This window comes from Actinomadura barringtoniae, assembly GCF_017573505.1.
Classification (GTDB): Bacteria; Actinomycetota; Actinomycetes; order Streptosporangiales; family Streptosporangiaceae; genus Spirillospora; species Spirillospora barringtoniae.
Genome location: NZ_JAGEOJ010000003.1, coordinates 17,996 through 38,762 on the forward strand (window position 1 = coordinate 17,996; position 20,767 = coordinate 38,762).

The 20,767-nt window shown below is 70.4% G+C and carries 12 protein-coding genes; all 12 read right to left on the minus strand.

All coding sequences use genetic code 11. From position 1 onward, the window contains the following. Positions 1–21 precede the first annotated feature (21 nt). The 12 genes from J4573_RS07130 to J4573_RS07185 all read right to left on the minus strand — a co-directional run bounded on the left by J4573_RS07130 (position 22) and on the right by J4573_RS07185 (position 19,734). Entirely contained in the window at positions 22–1,929 is a 1,908-nt protein-coding gene (locus J4573_RS07130) for an AAA family ATPase (RefSeq protein ID WP_208254485.1), read from the minus strand. Further along, complete coding sequence (locus J4573_RS07135; RefSeq protein WP_307796525.1) at positions 1,929–3,161, minus strand: response regulator receiver protein; 1,233 nt, start codon at positions 3,159–3,161, stop codon at positions 1,929–1,931. The genes J4573_RS07130 and J4573_RS07135 overlap by 1 nt, the downstream gene beginning before the upstream one ends. Beyond that, on the minus strand, positions 3,158–5,419 hold the full coding sequence (locus tag J4573_RS07140) for a serine/threonine-protein kinase (protein ID WP_243772640.1): 2,262 nt from the start codon (positions 5,417–5,419) through the stop codon (positions 3,158–3,160). The genes J4573_RS07135 and J4573_RS07140 overlap by 4 nt, the downstream gene beginning before the upstream one ends. Before the next feature lie 185 nt (positions 5,420–5,604). Continuing rightward, on the minus strand, positions 5,605–5,958 hold the full coding sequence (locus tag J4573_RS07145; RefSeq protein ID WP_208254487.1) for a DUF4282 domain-containing protein: 354 nt from the start codon (positions 5,956–5,958) through the stop codon (positions 5,605–5,607). 370 nt (positions 5,959–6,328) lie between these two features. Then, entirely contained in the window at positions 6,329–7,306 is a 978-nt protein-coding gene (locus tag J4573_RS07150) for a DUF5954 family protein (RefSeq protein WP_208254488.1), read from the minus strand. 61 nt (positions 7,307–7,367) lie between these two features. Next, positions 7,368–8,441, minus strand: a complete 1,074-nt coding sequence (locus tag J4573_RS07155; RefSeq protein ID WP_208254489.1) for a C40 family peptidase — start codon at positions 8,439–8,441, stop codon at positions 7,368–7,370. Further along, positions 8,438–9,094 (minus strand): hypothetical protein, encoded by a 657-nt coding sequence (locus tag J4573_RS07160; protein ID WP_208254490.1) that lies wholly within the window; start codon positions 9,092–9,094, stop codon positions 8,438–8,440. Before J4573_RS07160 ends, J4573_RS07155 begins: the two co-directional genes overlap by 4 nt. Beyond that, positions 9,094–11,493, minus strand: a complete 2,400-nt coding sequence (locus J4573_RS07165) for a type IV secretion system protein (RefSeq protein ID WP_243772641.1) — start codon at positions 11,491–11,493, stop codon at positions 9,094–9,096. Before J4573_RS07165 ends, J4573_RS07160 begins: the two co-directional genes overlap by 1 nt. A 140-nt stretch (positions 11,494–11,633) precedes the next feature. Next, positions 11,634–14,138, minus strand: a complete 2,505-nt coding sequence (locus J4573_RS07170) for an ATP-binding protein (protein ID WP_208254492.1) — start codon at positions 14,136–14,138, stop codon at positions 11,634–11,636. Continuing rightward, positions 14,135–18,310, minus strand: a complete 4,176-nt coding sequence (locus tag J4573_RS07175; RefSeq protein WP_208254493.1) for a TcpE family conjugal transfer membrane protein — start codon at positions 18,308–18,310, stop codon at positions 14,135–14,137. The genes J4573_RS07170 and J4573_RS07175 overlap by 4 nt, the downstream gene beginning before the upstream one ends. A gap of 77 nt (positions 18,311–18,387) precedes the next feature. Further along, on the minus strand, positions 18,388–18,678 hold the full coding sequence (locus tag J4573_RS07180; protein WP_208254494.1) for a hypothetical protein: 291 nt from the start codon (positions 18,676–18,678) through the stop codon (positions 18,388–18,390). Between the two features lie 60 nt (positions 18,679–18,738). Beyond that, the gene (locus J4573_RS07185; protein ID WP_208254495.1) at positions 18,739–19,734 is read right to left on the minus strand and encodes a conjugal transfer protein; all 996 of its coding nucleotides are present in this window, start codon (positions 19,732–19,734) and stop codon (positions 18,739–18,741) included. Positions 19,735–20,767 lie beyond the last annotated feature (1,033 nt).

The window sequence follows — 20,767 nt, forward strand, 5'->3', positions numbered from 1 at the left end:
GGGCCTCGGGAGTGACGGGAGTCACTGGAGGTCCAGGCTGACGATGCTGCCCTCGCGGTGGATGGCGGACACGGTGATGCGCTCGTCGGGGACCAGTTCGCGATCGAACAGGGCGCGGGCGAGCGGGTTGACGAAGTAGGCCTCCAGGGCCATGCCGATGCCGCGGCCGCCCTTGTCGAGCTCGCCGGTGCACCATTCCCGCAGGGTCTGGCGGGCGTCGCCCTTGACCGCGAGCACGAGCCGGTGCTCCTCGGCGACCCGGCGGCAGATGTTGGCGAACTGCAGCTCGAAGATCTTTTCCGCGGCCTCGCCGTTGATGAAGTTGAACACCACGACGTTGTCGCCGAGCCGGTTGAGGATCTCGGGCCGGTTAAGAACGTCGGTGAAGTGGTCGGCGACCGCAGACTTGATCCGCGCCTCGACCTCCTCGTAGTCCATGTCCGGGGTGATGTTCTGCACCCGCGACGGCGCCGCCGCCAGGTCCGGCCGAACGGTGATGTCGCGGGCCTGGGTGTACATCCCGAGATTGGACGTGAAGATCAGGATCGACTCGGAGAAATGCACGGTGTTGCCGCGCCCGTCGGTGAGCCGTCCGTCCTCCAGGATCTGCAGGAACTTGTCCAGGATCCGCGGATGCGCCTTCTCGATCTCGTCGAAAAGGATCACCCGGAACGGATCCTCCCGGACGGCGTTGGTGAGCTCGCCGCCCGCCTCGTGCCCCACGTACCCCGGCGGCGACCCGATCAGCCGGTCCCCCGAGCCCTCGCCGGAGAACTCGCTCATGTCGAACCGCAGATAGGCCGACTCGTCGCCGAAGACCAGCTCGGTGATCGCCTTGGCCAGCTCGGTCTTGCCGGTTCCGGTCGGCCCGGCGAAGAACAGCACGCCGCGCGGCCGGCTGCCCGACCGGGTGGCCTGCGCGCCCGACAGCCCCAGCACGGCGCGCTTGAGGATGTCGAGGGTCTTGGTCACCGCCTGCGGCTGGCCGATGACGCGTTCGGGCACCCGCTTCTCGCCCTCCAGCACGCGCCGCCGCAGATGACCGCGGCTCCACGGGTTGTCGAGCACGCCGAGCTTGTAGGTCCGTACGGCGTCGGGCAGGTCGGCCAGGGAGACGTTGCGCTCCTTCGCCAGCCGCGTGACCTCGATCATCGACTGGAGGGTGAGCCCGTCGGCCTGCTCGGCGAACGCGTCGCACGCCTCGGCCGCCGCCGCGTCCTCCCCCACGTCCGACACCCCGAACGCGCGCGCCAGCAGCCGCGCGGTCTCCTGCCGGTCGCCCAGGTGCGGGCGCGGGATCGTGATCTCCCGGATGTTCTCGTTGTCGGTGGTCATCCACGGCGGCAGGTCGCCGGGCCGTTCCACCAGCCACAGGATCGGGTTGTAGAGCGGCTTCGGGCGCGCGCCCACGACCCGTACCGGCGTCGCCGACCGCGACAGCTTCGTGCAGAAGCGGAAGAAGTCGCGTTCGGCCGGCTCCAGGTCGGTCGGCGTGCGCGCGATGCGCGAGGCCGAGTCGATGATGAACGCGGCGCGCACGTCGTCCTCGGGCCGCGCCACGGCGGCCATGAGCTTGGTCAATCGTTCCAGGGACGGCTTTTCGTCCTTCAGCTTGCCGAGCAGCCGCTCGGCCGCCTTCGCCGCCTCGTCGCCGATCTCGTCGTCGGTGTCGGGCAGCACCTGGAGGCCGTCCACGGGGTCGTACACCAGCAGGCACGAGAAGCCGCTGGACCGCAGGCACTCCCACAGCAGGTCGCGCAGCGGCAGCAGCCGCGCCGGCCCGCTGCTGTCCATCGGCGGCGCGAGGAAGCTGTCGTAGAGGTTGCCCGACAGGACGTACTGGGAGTGCACCGACAGCGTCGCGTCGAGCTCGCGGATGAACGGCGGCCAGCCCGGCAGCCGCCCCCCGAGGGTCGGCGATTCAGTCATCATTCACTCCGCTCGCGCTCCCGTTGGCGTTCCCGTTCTCCGGAACGTTCTCCCTTACGCGCCCCGGCCCGTGTGCCGGCACGTGCTCCAGTCTGCCGTGCCGCGGCGGTGACGGGCAGTTCCTGCACGCCAGGGTCGAGCCGCCAGGTCACCGCCGACCGTACCCCGGCCCCCTCCAACCGCTCCCGCGCCGCCTCGAACGCCTCGCACCACTCCTGTTCGCGCTCGGCGTCCAGGCGCCGGTCGTCCTCGCTCTCGGCGGGCCGTTCCCGGACCATCGCGGCCCGTACCTGCCGGTCGCCCAGCCGCATCTTCACGCTGTGGTCAGGCCAGGAGCCCCTGGTCAGAACGAGCGTGCCGTCGTCGGCGGTGAGGGTCTCGAAGCCGGCGTCGACCTCGTACCCCATGTCCTGGAACGCGGTGGTGATCGAGTCCAGCACGTACCGCCGTTCGGCCTCCGCCTGCTCGGCCGCCTCCCGCTCCGCCGCCCGCCGCCGCTCGGCCTCGCGGTGCAGCTCGGTGTGGTCGTTGGCCGCCTTCACGCGCAGCCGCACCTCGGTCAGCACGGCCTCCGCCTCCGCCACGCTGGGCGTCTCGGCGAGCAGCCGTACGGCTTCGGCGACGGCCCGCCGGTCCTCGGCCGTGGTGTCGGGCAGCAGCCTCTTCAGCACCCGCTCAAGCGTCCGCCGGACCTCATCGTCCTCGACCCCGGCGTCCTTTTTGCCCGCTTCCGCGCGGCTTGCTTCCGCTCCGGTGGCTTCCGCGTGGTCGTCGGGGCGTGACCCCCCGGTGTCGGCCCTCAGCCCCTCCGCCGGAACGGTGAAGATCTCGGCGGCGACCTGGGCGGCGAGCCGTTCGGACAGCCCGTGCTCGATCTCGTCGAGCCGCCGGTCGGCGTCGGCGCACCAGGCGGTGAGCTCCTCGGCCGCCTGGTCCTCGCCCACCTCGAGCGGCGCGGGAAGCTCGACATCGTTCGCGCCGAGCTTGCCGCGGGTCTCCTCCAGCGCGGCGATGCGGGCGTTGCGGGCGAGCACCTCGCGCAGGACCTGGTCGTAGGCCTGCGCGTCGGCCAGTGCCGCCGCCCGCGCCTCGGCCTTGTCCGCCGCGAGCGCGGCCAGCGCCTCCGCCCCGCGTCCGGCCAGCCCGGCGGTCCGTCCCAGCACCCGGTTCATGCCCAGGCTGAGGACGACCGCCGCGTCCAGCGCGATGTCGGCCTCGACGCCGCTGCTCACCTAGTGCCTCCAAAGTCTCGTTCCGCCACCTCGTGCGCCTGCCGCCACCAATGCAGCCGTACGCCCGCCCCGACCGCGTGCCCGGCCGCGACCGCCACCAGCATGAACGTCCACAGCAGGCTCGCCACCGAGGTCAGCACGGCCATCAGCAACAGGATCAGCAGCAGCGGAACGATCCCGGCGAGGAGCAGCAGCCCGCAGCCGCGCCGCCCGGTCCGCTGCGCCGCTCCCGACATCGTCTGCGAGGCCTTGGACAGCCCGCGACCGCCCGCGCCGAGCAGCCGCGACATCCACGACCACGGCCCGAACGGCAGGTAGTCCTTACCTTGCGCCCGGGCGACAACAACCTCACTGCCGCACTGCACCGCCCACGCGAGCACCGACAGCACGGCCAGGACGCCGAACGAGATGCCGCCCCCGCCCTGGAACCCCCCAACCGACTTGGTCGTCCCGCTGTCGTCCCCTCCCGACGCCCCGACCAGCCAGCTGACGAACAGCCACACAGCCAACAACGGCAACGACCAGGCAACGGCCCTCGCAACGGCCGCGTTCCGCCCGGCCAGCCGCCGCCGCTCCCGGTCGGCCCACTGCTCCTGCAGCGCCTCGGACTCCCGCTTGGCCGCGTCCCGCCCGCGCGCGTGCCCCTCGGCCTCCGCGACGGCCTGGGGTGCGGCCCGTACGACGGTCAGCAGCCGCAGCGGATCGTCACCGGCCGCGCCGGCCATCCACTCGAACCAGGCGATCCGTTCCGGCACCGCCGCCCGTGCCCGCGCCGCCGCCTCGGCCAGCGAACGCCGCGTCTCCGCGGGCTTGGCCGCCAGCGCCAGCAGCGTCAGCAACACCACCGGCGGGTCGTCCGCGACGACCGGCCCCCGCGTCCCGGCCACCTTCACATCCGTGGCTCCCGCATCGGGCAACCTCGCCGCCAAAGCGGGCGGCGTCGACTCGTGCTCCCGCAGCCACCCGGCGAGCTTGTTCCACGCCGTCACATGACTGCGCCACTGGTCATCGACCCGGGCGAGATCCCGCCCGCCCTCAAATCCGACCAGGACCTGCAGCAGATTCTGGTCCCACAATTCCCGCCCCAGCAGACACGCGGTCCGATGGTCGGGATGCGAGGCATCCTGCGCCTGCCCCGCCAAACCAGCCAGGTCATCACCCGTCACCCGCCGCCCCAGGAAGTGCGGCGGCAGCGACGGATCAAGCCACCGCACCAGATGCAGCAGCTTCACATCGGCGGGAAGCCCGGTCGTCAGATACCCGTCGATCAGCCCGATCCGGCTGTCGTCCGGAACCTCCGCCAGCCACTCCCGCAGACTGCGCCAAGCCTCGCCGGACTCCCCGCGCCCAAAGAAATACAGGGCCGCGTAGTCCCACTGGTCAATAAGGACCCGCGCCAGCTCGGCCCGGTCCGTATACCGCTGCCCGTTGAAAGGCAGCCCTGCCCCCTCCGGCGCGACCGGGTGCGCCGCCTCCTCAACGACCCGAGGCGATCCACCCCCGAGCCACTCCGAGACCTCCTCCGCGCCCCACCGCTGCCGCGGATCGCGCGTGAGCAGCCCCTGGCACAACAACCGCACCCGCGGGTCAGCCACGTCATCAGCCGGCACGGCCCGCGTAGCCAAATGATCGACGACCGCCGTCTCACTCAGCCCCAAAAACGGCGCCCGCCCCGTGAGAAGCTCCCGCACGATCATGCCGAGCGACCACCAGTCGCGCGCCGGCGACACCTGCCCCGACAGCGACTCCGGCGCCGCATAAGCCAACGTCCGCGACGACGACGCATAAACAACACTCTGATCGAGCACCTTGCTGAGCCCAAAATCAGTAATCACAAGCTGAAGCGGGTCAGCCCCCACAATCAGAACGTTCTCCGGCTTCAAATCCCGGTGCACGACCCCGGCCCGGTGCAGGTCCCCCAGCCCCTCAGCAAGCTGAGCAACGACCCGCACCACGACCTCGACCGGCAGGGGCCCACCCATCAACCCCCGCAGGTTCCCCTCCGGCGCATAGGGCGTGACCTCATAGTCCCGGCCGCCCGCATGCCCGGTCTCCAGAATCCGCACCACATGCGGCGAGTCCAGCCCCGGCAGCTTCGCCCACACATCCCGGTCGGCGCTGTACCCCCGCCGAAAGACCTTCACCACGTACTCGCCGGCCAGGGCGTCCCGCACCAGCAGCAGGTCCGACTCGGCCCCCTGCACCGGCAGCTCGGCCACCAACTCGAACCGTTCCGCCAGCTCCGCGGGCAGCTGCATCAACCCCTGCTGCCCACCGCCCGCCGCGCCCCCGTCCCGCCGCGTGGCTCCCGGCCCCCGAGGCCCCGGAACCCGAGGATCCCGCTGCGTGACACCCGGCTCCCGCCGCGTCTCCGGCGGACCCTCCTGGAAGTCGGCCACCTACCCCTGCCCCAATCCCGAGACCCAGCCGAGCCTAACCCGCCTCAGCTCTTGTCCTTCATGATCCGCAGATACTCGCTGATCTTGAACTGGTTGATGAGGAACTCCAGCGTCATGCGCACGCCGAGGACGAGCGCGATCCAGACGAGCGGGGTGGCGATGAGGGTCATCACGCCGAGCGTGGTGTTCCACTCAAGGAACGCCAGTCCGTACCAGCCCATCACGATCGCGAACAGCGTGATCAGAACGAGCTGGATGCGGTAGACGATCTTGATCAGGGAGACCGTGACCATGTGATCGAAGTTGGTGTCGAACAGCGATGCGACCAGGCCCTTGGTGGGCGGAGCCTCACGACGCGAAGGCTCCCAGCCGCCTTGGGGACCCGGAGGCTGACGCAAGGGTCCGGTCCCCTGAGGACCCGGCCCCCACCCCTGACCCTGGTCGCGTGGGCCGCCTTGGTTGCCACCCGCGCCACCCGCTCCCCCGGTGCCGCGCGGGCCGGGAACGTGCCCCGAATTCGGGTGGCCTTGAGGCAGGGGAGGTGCACTCGGTGGCCCGTACCGGCCTGGCCCCGGAGGGTACTGCGGCTCACCGGAATCGGATGGACTCGTCATCGCCGTCTCCTCGGGCTCGTCTGGGGGCAGCTTCGCACATGGCAAAGCCGACCCTAGAACGATTCCCCGCCGCGGAGCATGACGTGCATGGGCGTGGCATCCACATCTAACCGCCGCGCCAACTCCGGGGCAGCGCCCTGGACAAGGGCGGGTGTCAGGTCTCTTCGTCGGTGGTTGTGCGGGTGAGGCTGAAGCGTTCCTGGTCGGAGGCGCGGGGGGCCTCTGGGCCGTCTCGGCCTAGGCGCAGCATGCGGGAGATGCGGATCGTTCTGAAGTGGCGCCCCATGACATGAAAGTCATGGCCCTTGCTCTTCTCGATATGGCGTTCCGCCTCGGCCCACTCGGCGCGTTCGGCATCGGTGGCGGGCTCGCCGCGGAACTCGCGGAGGCGGGGCAGGATGTCGCCGAAGTAGCGGGCCAGGAGATGGCGCGCGTGCTCGGGGCCCTCGCCGCCGGTGAACGGCTTCCACTTGGTTCCCTCGATCTCCACGACGGTGAAGGTGGGAGGGAGCAGGATCACGCCCGGGTGGGTGCGGATGGCGTGGCGGGCCTCGGCTTCGATCTCGGCGGTGCTGGTGGAACGGGGTGGCATGAAGCCGACGAGGTTGAGGCGGAGGTTCGCCTCCCATTGGCCGGCGGGGGCGCGCGGGTCGATCAGGTAGTCGTCGAGGAAGCGGGCTTCCTCGGGTGGGTCTGTGTCGGTGGGGCGGGGCGGCTCCATGGTGCCGTTGCCGATGAGGGTGAACTTGGTGATGCGTATGACCCGGTAGCGACGATCGCCGATCTCCCATTCGTCCTTGGCGAGTTGCTCGCCCTCTTCGGGGTCCAGGCGTGCCGCTACGGAACGCATCGCGTCCGCGGTCTCGGGGTCCCACTCGCCCTCTATGGCGCTCTGGCGGAGGTAGATGGCCAGGCTGTAGCGGGCGCCCTCGGGGTCGCCTCCGCCGGCGCTCAGGATGCGCCACTCGGTGCCCTTCTGGACCGCGTAACCGAAGTCCGGCGCGCCGATTTCGACCAGCTTGCCGAACTCCAGCGTCCGATCGCCCAGCTCTCGGTCGCGGACCGCCGCGGCGGGATCGAGGTCGGCGACGACGTTGATGTGGTCGTAGCCGGGCATCAGCGGGAAGGACATGCCGACATCCTGTACGACAACGTTCGTACGCGCTGTGGAATCGGTTGATTTCAGGGAGTGATCATCCGCCGGGTTGCGCGGCGGCGTCGGCGTTCAGCTGGCTCAGCTTCTTCTGGATGTCGGGGCGCGCGAGCGGACGGGTCACGCCGACCCAGTCGCCCCGCTTGTAGGGGAAGACGCCGATCGCGGGATCGCAGAGCGTGCAGCGCGCGACGATCATCTTGTTCTTGCCGATGACCATGCCGACGTGGCCGGGGTGATCGGCCGAGGTGCCGGGGCCGGAGTTGAAGAACACGAGGTCACCGGGCTGCTCCTGGCCCTTGGGGACTCGTACGCCGAACGGGTACTGACCCCAGGTGGCGCGCGGGATCGATATGCCCGCGGCGCGGTAGGCCGCCTGGATCAGGCTGGAGCAGTCCCACGCGTCGGGACCGTTGGCGCCGAAGACGTACGGCTTGCCGCGCTGGGACATGGCGAACGCGACGATGCGCGCGACGAGGCCGCTGAGGCCGGGGGGAAGTTGGTTGTCCTGGCAGTCGATGCCGTTGGACTGAACGACCTTGAAGTCGCCGCCGCCGTACTTCTTGGCCCAGTCGAGGACCAGGTTCACGTAGTCCCACGAGTGGTTGTACATGAAGATGGCGGTCTTCATGCGTTGCGGGGCGCCGTTGTGCTTCAGGTAGGCGGCGGCGGTGGGGATGGCGTCGGCGGGGTCGTAGCGGTCCTTCTTGTGGTCCTTGTTGCCGTCGACGGCGAACGAGTCGAAGGTCGCCTGGAGGAACTGCATGGGGCCGCCCGCCCCTGCGTAGTTCTCGCCGCTGCTCACGCCGGGGAGCTTGGACGTGCCGTGGCTGGTCTCCACCTTGCCGATGCCGGCGAGGACGTTCCACGGGATGCCGTAGTCCTGGCCCGCCTTCTTATAGAGCTGCAGGTAGTTGGCAGGGATCGCGCGTGCGTCGTTCGCCTCGCCGGGCTGAATGCCCGCGTCGGAGACGTCCACGCAGCCCGCGTTACTGGCGCCGTTCCCATACATGAACTGGCTGGCACCGAACAGCACCGGAACGATCATGAGAGCGACGAAGAGCATGCCCACGGCACCGAGTGCGACGCCGATGAGAACCCTGCGGCGGTTCATCCGGTGTCGCCTTGCTGGCCGTCGTCGGCGGGCTCGAAGCCGTAGACCTTGAGCGAGCCGCCGTCGCGGGACACGGTCACGGCCCACTGCTGGCGGTCGGTGGTCTTCTTGCCCGCCTTGGTGACCTGCTGGTTCCCGGTGACCAGAAAGATGATCGAGTTGTCCTCGATGTTGCGGACGCGATCCAGGGTCGCGGTGCAGTCGGCGACGACCTGGTCCTGGCGGCGTTCATCGAGCATGCCGGGCGCGCTGGCGCTGCGCTGGAGGTCGGTGAGGAGCTGATCGGTGACCAGCCCGGACAGCCGCCCGACGAAGGTCTGAGGGGCTTCGTCGAAGCGGTACGTGCCGTTCGCCACGATGAACTTCTGGGCGAGGTCGGCGGCCGTCGCGAACTCCTGCTGGCTGAACGGGAGCAGCTTGTAGACGTCGAACGTCTTCGGATCGACGGTGCTCGAAATCCCGGGTGGGGGCGAGGCCGGTCCGCTGGGCCCGGATGACACCGACGGCGCCGCGCTCGGTGTCTTACCGGGCGAGTCGGCCTTGTCGTCCGAGCCGCCGCCCGGCGCCATCAGCGTCAGGTAGACGCCGATGACGGCCAGGAGCACCACAAGCCCCGCGAAGAGAAGCTTGCGCTGACGATCCGTCAGGTTCATCACTGATCCCGTTCTGACTCACTGTCGGCCGGACGCAGCCAGAACGGTATCGGCGGGCCCTCCTCACTGCCCCTCTTTCCCCACAGTGGCGGCGGCTGCTGGCCATCGCCCTGACCTGAGGCCGAGCCGGAACCTACGCCGGTACGCGGCCTGGGAACGCCTGAATCCGAGCCTGAACCCGAGCCGCCTGAAGCCGGTGCGCCGCCCCGGGAACCGCCACCGCTCCTGCCGCGCGACGGCGTACCGCCGCCGCCCGAACGACCCGAACCGCGAGAGCCGCCCGAGTCCGCGCCGCCACCGCCGGCCCGGCTGCGGCCGCGCCCGGCGCCACTCGACGACCGGCCTCCGAACCATCCGCCGCCGCCCGACGCTCCAGAGCCTCCGCCGGCCGGCGCGCCACCGGACGCACCGTTGCCACCCGAGCCGTTGCCGCCAGAGCTCCCGGAACCACCCGAGCCACCAGAGCGGGCTGAGCCTGAGCCTCCAGAACCACCGGAAGCCGCGCCGCCACCGGAACCGCGACCCCACGAGGTGGGCCTCGTCGCTCCGGCTCCTCCGCCGGCTACGCCTCCGCCCGTTCCGGCAGAGCCGCCGTTGGACGAGCCGTCGCCGGCGCGAGCCGTGACGGTGCCGTTGGTGTCACCGGCCAGGCCGCGCGCACGCGTCGGCAGGTTGAGCGGAGGGGCACCGCGCCGCGAGCGTCCCTGGCCCGCCGCCGCGCCCGTACGGGGCTTGGCGGCGAGAACGGGAGCCGCGTCGGGCGATGATCCCTCGCCTGCTCCGGCAGCGCCGATCGCGGTCCGTCTGTCGCCCGCCGAGCCCGTTCCGGCCGTCGCGGCGTCCGGTACGGCACCGCCATCGGCCGCGGCGTCGCGCTTGCCACCCCAGCGGGCGAGCCGGTAGCCGGCCGCCGCGGGAGCCGCAGCCGCTGTGGCCGCCGCCAGGGTGTTCTTGCGGGCCTCGAAGACGGACTTGTCGAGGTGCGCCTCGCTCTTCTCGCGAGAGCCGACCGCCGAGTATCCGACCGCCGAGAACAGGTGCTGGAACGGCTTGCGGTAGATGAACGCCGCGAACGTCACCAGCGCGATCAGCAGGATCTGCAGGCCCCATGGCAGCGTCTCGCCGAGGATCAGCCCGTACGCCCACAACAACAGAGACAGCACACCTATCAGTGCTGCCTGTTTCAGCAGCATCGATAGCAAGAGTTCCAGCCACCGGATGGCGATCACCCGGCCGATGCCGGGATGGATGCCGATGCCGAGGAAGATCGGACCGGCGACCAAGAGCAGCAGGAACGCGATCTTCACGACGATGAGCGCGATCGCGATCACCAGGATGAGAAGCCCGGCGACCAGCGCCGCGAACAGACCACCGAAGGCCACGGCCAGGCGGCTGGTCCAGTTCTTGCCCTGGAACACCGCGTACGTGCCGCCGTGGTTGTCCTTGATGTCCTTGGACACGGCCTTGTAGGCGTCGGCCTTCTTGCCCAGGTCGACCTTCTGCCCGCCGTACGTCTCAGGCAAGTCCACTGCCTGCGACCACAGCAGCTTGTCGGCGTTGTCCTTGACCACCTGGGCGTTCGGGTCGGTCGTTCCGAACTCGCCCATCAACCACGGTTTGCAGACCAGCGCCACCCACAGCCCGTTGGCGTTGCGCGTCGTGGCGTCGACGTTCGGCGACTTGAGCGGATCGGGCTGGCCCTGCGGTGCGGGTATGCAGGTGCCGCCCTTGGTATCGCTCTGTGGCAGCGCGGCATTGAACGCCGCGCTTGTGGCCGCCGAGACCTTCGTCCCCAGCGTTGTGAAGTCGGCCGGTCTCGCCACCAGCCAGATCAAGGCGACCATGGCCGCGACCATCCAGATCACGCCCTCGGTGACCTTGGAGGCTCGCTTGCGCACGAGCCCCCACCAGGCCAGCCACATGGCGCCGAGGATGACCACCCACGACCAGTAGCGGGCGTTGAAGGTCTTGCCCATGCCGCTGATGACGCCGTCGACGGTGCCCTTCAGCCAGCCGAGCAGCGACTCGGACGCGGCCGCCTGGTAGACGCTGATCGTCGTACGGTCGATCGCCCGGACGAGGGTGAACGTGGTGTTGGCGAGGGCGTTGCCCATCATCGCCATCGCGTCCGAGCAGCCCATGTCGACCGCGTACCAGTTCTGCCCGGCCGTGCCGTAGCGGTCGTAGTACGTGAGGTCCTTGGCGGGCGTCGTCTGGAGCTTCTGGTTCGGGTAGTCCGGCGGCTTGATCATGCCGTCCGTACCCGACAGGTACTGCTCGGGAGCCGGGTTGGGAGCGGGAGCGCAGGCGTCGTTGGGGTTGGATCCTGGCGGGCCGGGAAATGCCGACGCCGCCGGCGACAGCGGACTGACCAGGAACAGCGACATCAAGATGAGCAACAGCGCGGTTCGACGGCTCCGCGGCCGGGACGTCCGGCGCCGGGGTCGGCGGCGGGGGCGGCCGGAACGGTCGAAAAGTGCGCGGTCGAGGCCCTCCCCGGGAGATCGCTGAACGCGAACGGCCCGGTGACGGGGACCCTTCATCGATGGACCTCCTCGGCCTCGGCCCCCGCGACGGTCAGTGTTGACGACTCTGGACGGGACCGGGTCGGGTTGGTGTCGAGCCAGCGCTGCAGCTCGTCCGAGATGAGGTCGACCCCGATGCGACCCGCTCGCCCGTCCAGATCCCGGAAGATGCACTCGCCGTTGCCCAGGTTGCGGAGCACGGCCTTGTGTTCGTCGCTGTTCTCGACCCCCAGTAGCGACATGACGTTCCCGACCTCGATCCGTTCCGAGGAACGGAAGGAGAACACCGATGACAGGCAGTTGGTCACCTGCTCATTCAAGAGGTCCCCGGCGTTCTGTGAGACCAGGATCAACGCAGTGTTGCGAGAGCGCCCCATTCTCGACACTTCCGGCACCAATTTCGCGCCTTCGGGTGTCGATGTGATGGCCCACGCCTCGTCCAGGAAGATCGCCTTGGGTAGCCGCCGGTCAAGGCCGTGCATCAGCCGCCGGGCGAACTGCGACACCAGGTACATCAGGGCCACCGACAGCCGCTGCTCGTACGAGTAGTCCTCGCGCGAGATGGCCACATCCGGCAACGTCAGGCCACCGAGCGTGAACACGGTCGTCCACCCGGCCGTGTCGATGCGCTCCCCACCCGACGGGTCGAAGCACAGCCGCGCGAGCCGCATCTCCGACATCGAGCGCAGCACGGCGCCGAGGTTCTTGGAGGCCGGGTCGTCCGAGCCCTCCAGGTAGTCCACGACCTTCCCCAGCGAAGGCCGGTCCGCGTTCGCCACGGCGCCGACCGCCTGGATCATCGCGGACTCGCGTTCCTCCGACATCCGCGGCAGCAGCAGCCGCAGCGTCTCGGTCGCCATCGTCTTCTTGGCCGCCAGGTCGTCCCCGAACGAGAACGGGTCCAGCAGTCCGGGCGCGGCCGATCCCAGCGGCAGGATGCGCGCCTTCCGCCCGCGCGCCTTCAGCAGCTCGACCAGCGACTCGGCGTCGCCCTTGGGGTCGATCGCCGCGACCGTGACCCCGCGCAACGCCATCTGGTAGATCAGGAGCAGCGCCAGCGTGGTCTTGCCGCCGCCGGGCTCGCCCGTGATCGCGACCGCGGTCGGCCGGTTGCGGGCCGCCGCGACCAGCGGATCGAAGTGCACGATGGACCGCGCCCGGCCGAGCGTCTCGCCGATGTACGGCCCGATCCACCCCTCGCCGTTCTCATCCGACCTATCGCCGAGATCCACCGTGGCGACCGGCATGCCACCCGCGATGGTCCGCAACGGTTGACGCTGGGCGTACGCGTTCAGCCGGATCCGATCCCCGGGCAGCGACTCCAGGAACAGCGAGAACTGGTCGCCGGTCGAGTTGACGACGTCGATCCCGATGTCGCGGTAGTGCTCGACCACCGCGTCCACCCGCTGCGCCAGCAGCTCGGCGTTCGGCGCCGAGACGATGAGCCGGTGCCAGCCGTACACGAACGGCAGGCGCTCCTTGGTGATGCCGTGCTCCAGCATCCGCGCCGCGTCGATCTGCTCGGCCAGGGCGATCGGCGCCTCCGCGCCCGCCTCCCGGATGTGCTGATCCATGTCCCGCGCGTGCGCGAGCTTGCGCGACACGTCCTTGGACGCCTTCGCCGGCGAGATGAGCTTCATCCGCGCGCTGATCTCGACCGGGAACGGCAGCGAGTCGGCGTAGTGGAACCACGGCTCCCCGTCGGGGAAGGCCATCATGTCCGGGAACCGCGCGAACGACAGATAAGCCACGTAAGACTGCGCCGTGGCGCCCGGCCCGTTCCCGTTGAAGTTGGGCTGCTCCACCCGCAGGTAGGACCGCCCGTTGTGGATGGCCCCCTCCACCAGCGCCTCGATCTCACCCTTGCCCCACGTACGTCGGGCCACCGCGGAGGGCGGCGGGTCGGCCAGCGATGCCGTCACCGCGTGCTGGAAGAGCCACGCCACCTCGGTCGAGGCCGCGTGCCTGGCGTACAGCGCCGAGCCGCCGAGGGCCCGCCCGACGCGTTCGGCCTGCTCGGTCCAGCGCGCGATCTCCTTCTTGTCGATCGCGTCGTCTTCCATGCCCAGCGTCTGCTCGCTGCGCTTGTAGAAGCCCAGCAGCGTGGACAGCACCCCGCCCGACAGCTGCGCGCCCATGCCGCGCTGGCCCAGCCGTACGCCGAGGTAGACCTCCTTGGTCCAGAAGTCCTTGGACCAGACGTGCGCGTACGTCTCCTCCAGGTAGGCGCGCCAGCCCGACCCGCCGTCGGAGGTGTTGTCCAGCGCGAGCGCCCAGTCGGCGGCCGGGTAGGTCCGGTGCGCGATCCTCAGGTGCACCTCGGCGTCGGCCATCCGGATGCCGGCCAGGGCGATGGTGATGTTGGTGGCGAGCGCCTCGCGCTCCTCCCCCGTCGTGAACTCGTACGACACCGTGGGCAGCCGGAAGTACGCCCAGGCCGCGTTGTCGGTCAGCAGGACCCGATCGTCGAAGTACCGTACGGCCAGCCGGCTCGACCGCGCCTTGGAAGCCCGGCTCATCGGGTCGCCTCCTGCTCCTGCTCAAGCTCCTGGTAACGCTCGGGCATGACACTGAACCCGCCGGCGACCACACCGGCGAGCGCGAGATAGGCACGGCGAGTGGGCGCGCGCAACGACTTCAGCTCGTTGCGGGGCGCGCGATCCATGCTCAGATGATCGTCCCACGGAATCCGTACCAGCGCCCGGCAACGCCCCCGCGCGACCGCCTCGGCCTGCTCGACGTCGTCCATGCTCCGCCGGCTCACCCCGTTGATCACGGTGACGGCCCGCGACCTCAGCTCGTCATAGCCGTGCCCGTCCAGCCACTCGAAGGTCATCGCGACCGCCCGCGGCGCATCCGAGCTGGCCGGCGCCACCAGGACGACCTGGTCGGCGTACGGCAGCACCCGCGCCACCACGGCCGCCGCCGCGTCCAGCAGCGTCACCGAGTAGAACTTGTCGATCGTCCGGATCGCCAGCGCGTAGTCCCGGTCGTCCAGCGCCTGCAGCGGGTTCCGCCCGGCCGCGATCACATCGAGCCCCGACTTGGCCTGAGATGTGTACCGCCGCATAGCAGTCAAGCTTGTGACCTGATCCGCCCGCGTAATAAGTCCCGTCAGCGTCTCATTTGTCTCGCTTCGCGTCCGTCTCGCCAGCGCGCCCGGTCCCGGGTTGACGTCGATCGCCACGACCGGCTCGCCATTGTGCTGGGCGAACGTGTGCCCCAGCATCAGCGACGTCACCGTCTGCCCCGCGCCGCCGGTGCACCCCAGCACCACGATGTGCCGGGTCCCGTGGAACGGCTGCTGCAACCGGGCCTCGTACTCCGCGTCGGCCTCGCCGTGCCCGCCGCCCACGGCCTGGATGAGCCGGCGCAGCCCACCCGTGCTGACCTCGTGCTCAGGCCCCGGCGGCGTGATCGCCGGCTCGGACGGCGGCGCGGGCGGAGGCGGCGGCAACGGCCGCGGCCGCACCGGCGACTGCGGCCCGGACCGCACCTCGCGCGGCGGAGCCTGCTCGGCCGCCGGAACGATCTGCGGCCGAGGCTGCGGCGCCGGCGGCTTGACCGGCGTCCCCTGCGGCGGCCGAGGCGGCGGCCCCTGCGGCCCCCTGCCCGGCTGCTGCGGAACGTCCCGCCGCTGAACGGGCGGCCACACCATGTTCTCCGTAGTCCCCGACCTCACAGGCGGCTTGGACAACCCCTTAGACCAAGGCCGAGGCGGCGGCACATCCTGCCCCTCCTCAGCCCCATCACGCCGCCCCTCCTGGGCAGCCCCGTCGCGCCGCCCCTGCTCAGCCCTATCCCGCGCGCCCTGGCCGTCCTCATCACGAGCCCCACGCGCGGCGACCTCACGCGAACCCTGCTCAGCCCCATCACGCGGATCCTGAACGGCACCGTCTCCCGGCCCCTGCACGACGCCATCACGCCGGCCCTGCCCAGTCTCGTCACGCTGCTCCTGCGCAGCCCGATCACGCGTACCCTGGCCGTCCTCATCACGCGCCCCACGCGCCACAAGCCCACGCGGCCCCTGCGCAACGCCATCTCGCGGACGCCCGCCCTGGTCACGCGTTCCCTGGCCGTCCTCATCACGCGCCCCACGCGCGGCGACCTCACGCAGCCCCTGCGCAGCCTCGTCGTCCGAACCCTGTCCAGCTTGGCCCTGCGAGCCCTGGCCGGTCTGGCCCTGCGAGCCCTGCGCAGCAACCTCGCGCGGCCCCTTCACTGCGCCGTCGCGCGTCCCTGGCGCGGCACCACCGGGCTCGCCCTGAACAGCATCGCCCCGCACACCCTCAGCGGAACCATCCCGCGTGCCCCGAGCGACACCATCACGCACGGGCTGAGCGGCACCGTCACCTGCAGCTTCGCCTGCATCCTCTGCGGCGTCCTCGCCCGCGCCCTGCGGCGCACCATCACGCGCCACCTGAGCGGCAACGCCGCGCTCGCCCTCAGCTGCAGTGCTCTGGACAGCGCCCTCGCCTGTGCCTTCGGCAGCAGCGTCCCGCGTGACATCACCGTGGGCGCCCTGCGGCGTACCAGCACGCGCACCACGAGCGGCATCGTCAGTCGTGCCCTCGGCGGCGGCTTCCTGCGGACGCTGAGCGGCATCGTCGCGCGGACCCTGCGCAGCCACCTCGCGTGCGGTCTGCTGGGCGCCATCGGACGAGCCTTGTGCAGTGGCGTCGGGGGCGTCCTGCTTGCCGACCTGGCCCGAGCCATCGTTCGTGGTGGGTGCGGACTCGGCTCCTGCGCGAGGGCGGGCCTTGTCGCCTTCGCTTGAGGCGGGGGCGGGCTGCTCGTTGCGGGTTTCCTTGGCCGGGCGCCAGTCGTTCGCGTCCTTGTCGCCTCCACCGAACGCGCCGGGGACCATGGGGATGTCCGGACGGGTGGCGGGCGGGGCCTTGGGGATGTCCGGGCGCGTGCCGTCGGCCTTCTGCTGCGGGATGTCGGGCCGGGTGGTCGGGGTGGCGATGGTCGCCGACGGTCCGTTCTCTTCGGCCTTCCAGAACTCCGCGTTGGTGCCTGGGCGCCAGACGCCGGACACCAGCGCGCGCTTGCCCGAGCCTGCGGGCGCGTCCGGGGTGACCCGTGCGGGCGGCACCTCGAGCTGCGGGGTGGCGGGCGGCTGCTCGATGTTCTCGGCGGACGCGACCTCTTCGCGGGCCTCGATCGTCCGGACGTCGTCCTCGTGCGCGATGTCCCGGGAGGAACGCCGCCACGGCTTGATCGAACGGCGCCTGCGGTCCTGGCGTTCCACGACCCCGGCGGCCTCGACGGGGACGCCCTGCTCGCCTCCGGAGCCGTCAGGTGTGGGCTGGCCGGTCCCTGTCAGGCGGACCGGGCTGGCTCCCTCGCGGTGCACGCCCGCGACCTTGACGTCGTCCTCGGTCCCGAGCCCGCCGGGAGGAACGGCCTGGCCCCGCGTGACGGGGATGTCCGGCTGGGTCGTACGAGCGGCTCGCCGGTCGGCGGCCGGTCGCGGCGTGGGGACGGCGCCCTCGCCGCTCGACGGGTGCTCGGCGCCGGCGGGTGCGGACGGCCTGGGCGTCTCGCCGTTCGGCGAGTGCGTGTCGGCGCGGCCGGTCATGGCTCCGTCGCGTTCAGGCCTCGTGGGCTCGCCCGCGGGCGGGTGCGTCGCTTCGGTTGCGCGGGCTCGGATCTGCGTGCCTTCAGCCGGAAGGCTGGGGGCCTCGGCGGCCGGCTCCTGGGAACGGCCCCGGACGGGCGTACCGGCGGCGGGGCGCGGCGCACGCCAGCTCGACACCGGGATGTGGTTCGTGGGCTGGGGCTGGGCGGCTTCCCCGGCCCCGTCGGCGGCCAGCGCCCGGCGGTCTCCCGCCACCCGCTCGTCGTCGTACCGAACGGGCTCTTCGCGCGTCGCGGCCGCCTCGCGTCGGGCCGCGGCCTTGGCCTCACGAGCGGCCGCCTTGGCCTCACGTGCGGCACGGCGCCGCGAGGCCTTGCGGCCCTTCGACGGCTGGGGCTCGGCCTCGGTCTGCCACTCAGCCTGACCAGCGGCACCTTCGTACGCGGGCGCCTCGGGCTGCCAGTCGCCCTGAGCGGCGGCGTCGTACGCGGGGGCCTCGGGCTGCCACTCACCCTGGGCGGGTGCGGTGGTGTCGTACGAGCCGCCCTGAACCTCAACGCCCTGGCTCTCCTGCCAGGCCACGTAGTCGGCGAGCGGCTGCGGCGCGTCGGCGAGCGCGGGGCCGGGCAGCAGCGTGGCCGCGGTCGGGACCGTCGCCTGCTGCGGGGCGGCCTTGCGCGAACGCTTGCGGGACTTCTTGATGGCGGCACGTTCGGGCGCCGCGACCGGGGCCGGAGCGGCGGGACGGCGCCACACGCGCGCGACGATCACGACCTCGCGAGGCTCGCGGATCGGGGTCAGGCGGCACCAGGTGCGGGGCTCGGAGAGGTAGCGCGACTGGGAGATCAGCAGTTCGGTGAGGCGCTTGCCCTCGACCACCGGGCGGGTCGCCATCCAGGTCAGGACGCCGGGCGGGACGATGTAGAGCACGTGCCAGGGCGTCTTGAACGGCACCCCGGCGAACTTCAGCAGCAGGATCCACGGCACGAACACGCCGGCGAACACACCGATCTGGACCAGCGGCAGCGGCATGGGAAGCCGCAGGTCGTACAGCTTGTAGAGCCGCTTCTCAATCCGCCATATGTTCGTGTACGTGGGTAGATCCACGCCCGTACTCCCCTAACTGTGCAAGCACAGGGCCCCGCGCGGGGGGCCGTCCGACCTCAGTATCCGTCGATCCGGGGTCAGGTGATGTCCACTCCGAGAGCCTTGGCTATCGCACGTGCCGTGGTCTCGATGATGTTGGGGACGTAGAAGACCACCCCGATTCCGATGGCGAGGACAATGAACTGTACGAACCTCGTGATTTCGCGGGTGAACAGAAAAAAGATCGCCACGATGGACACGATCACCAGAAACAGCGGACCGAATATCTGTCGGAGCCAGTCCGCCAGTTGATCGGTCTTCAATTCGTCGTTTTGTGACGGCGCCGCGAGGACCTCGTGGGGAATCGACGCCATAATGTGGTGCAGCATCGATGGGCTACCTTCCTCGGCTGGCGGATTGGGGGCGGTTGTCTCTCACGTCGCGACCTCTCATGATGGGCCCGGCCGGGTCGTTCCGTGGATATCTCTCACGAACCAGTTCGCATCCTTCTTGACCATCACGAGCTCGTAGGTCTGGTCGAGCTCGCCGCCGTTGCCGCCCGCGGCACCGGGGACCTGCCAGGCGACGGTTGCGGTGATGGTACGTTCTCCGGCCGGCCCCTTGGGCGCGACGACTTCCTTGACCTGGGCGAACGTCACGGAGTTGGCGAGGCCGGTGATGGTGACGCCGTCGGCGAAGCGCGACAGCGACGACTGGTTGTTCTGGGCGTAGGCCTGGAAGAACGGGCCCAGCGCACCCTGCAGTTCGCTCTCGAGCGCCTGGTCGCGATCGGTCACGCCGCTCTGCGGAAGCGTCGCCTTGGTCGGCGGTGGGAGCAGCGCGGGCTGGGAGGAGACGACCATCGCGCCGTTCTTGGTGTAGATCGGCACCGAGAGCCGGAACCAGCGATCGGTCGCGCGCGCCAGTACGGTCACGACGGCATTGTTGGCGTCCCGCGCGTCCACTCCGGCCACCTGGACCGACTGGACTTGCAACGCTCCGACACCGTTCCAACCGAAATTACCGTCGGCGCCGTCCGGGATGAACGACTGCAATTGCGTCTGCCGGGCCTGCGCGGTCCTCTGATCGTAGTTGAGATAGACCGTGGCGAACTGAATCGCGAAGGCACTCGCGGAGCTGCTGGGGAAGTCGGCGCCCTTGCTCGGCTTGGGGGTTTGGGCGGTCCCGGAATCGTTGCTCGTGAAGCGCTCGAACGGGGCCCGGATGCCGTTGACCAGGATGACGAGGATGAGCGCCCACAGGATCGCGCGGCCGACCCAGATCCACCAGCGGCCGCCGGAGCCTCCCCACTTGCCGCCGCGGCGGCCTCGTTGCTCGGGCACCTCCCACGGGTCGGCGGGCGAGCCGAGCGAGAGTCCGCCCGCCGGGGCCTCCTCGACAAGGGCAGCCTCACGGCCGTGTCCCACTGCCGACCTGCGAGCCATCACGCCTCCGCTCGCGCCTCACCCCCGATCGGCGCGTCGTCTGTCCGGTCCTTGCGGTGCGGCCATTCCAAGCCCACCACGGGCCCAGGGTAACCGCGAGCGTCAATTGTTCCAGCGCATCGAGGGGAAGCACACCCCCGGCACGCGGTTGGGGATAATGCAATCCACCTCAGTCGGAACGGGGAAGATTGCCAAACGGTGACGATCCCGTATCTACCCGCCGAAAGACGCGTCATCTCACTATCCGGGCAAGCACACCGCTCCCGCCAGTTGCCTTCCCACCAGATGGCCCTCCCGAGCGAAATCTGTTTCCGGGCGAATCGGTCATTGTGTCGATAAAGGGACATCGCTCTACCCCCCGTATGCGCACCGACTACAGCGCGTACGAAAATGCCGGTCAGAGACCCCACAACTCGCCCACTGAAACATGCACTGAAACCCGCACGACCCCGCCTCACGAAACCTGCACCCGCCCAACGCAATCCGCTTCACCACCCCCACAAAATCGCCCAGAAGCCGCCGCCCAGCCCCCAACGACCAAACCCCCACCCCACCAACAACCCCCACACCCCCGCTCACCCCAACCTGCAAAAACACCCCAGGGACACCATCCGCCGGCCCCCTGTCCCGCACACCACAAGCAACCCGTAGAACCCCCGCCCCACGCACCTCGCCCACACCCCCGTGCGCCGGCTCCGGGACACGCCCGACCGCTGAGCGCCAACGCGTCGCGCGTACGCCCGAGACCGTCACGCAGCGCCACGACCACGGCGCCCAGGCGCAAACCCCAGCACGCGAACGCCAGGTGTGGGTGCCGCACACCAACATCGCACGCGATCTACCTACCTAGAGAGCGGCAAGCACGGCACCGAGACGGGCATGCGCCCGGTGCACGGGCGCCATCACCCGACCAGACGGCGACGCAGGTGCCTTCGTATGCCAGCGGATGCGGCAGGCGACGCCCCGCACGGCAGCACGGTCACGTGCCTGAGCACGAGCAGGGTGCGCGGCCGCGCAACACCAAGCAGCGTCA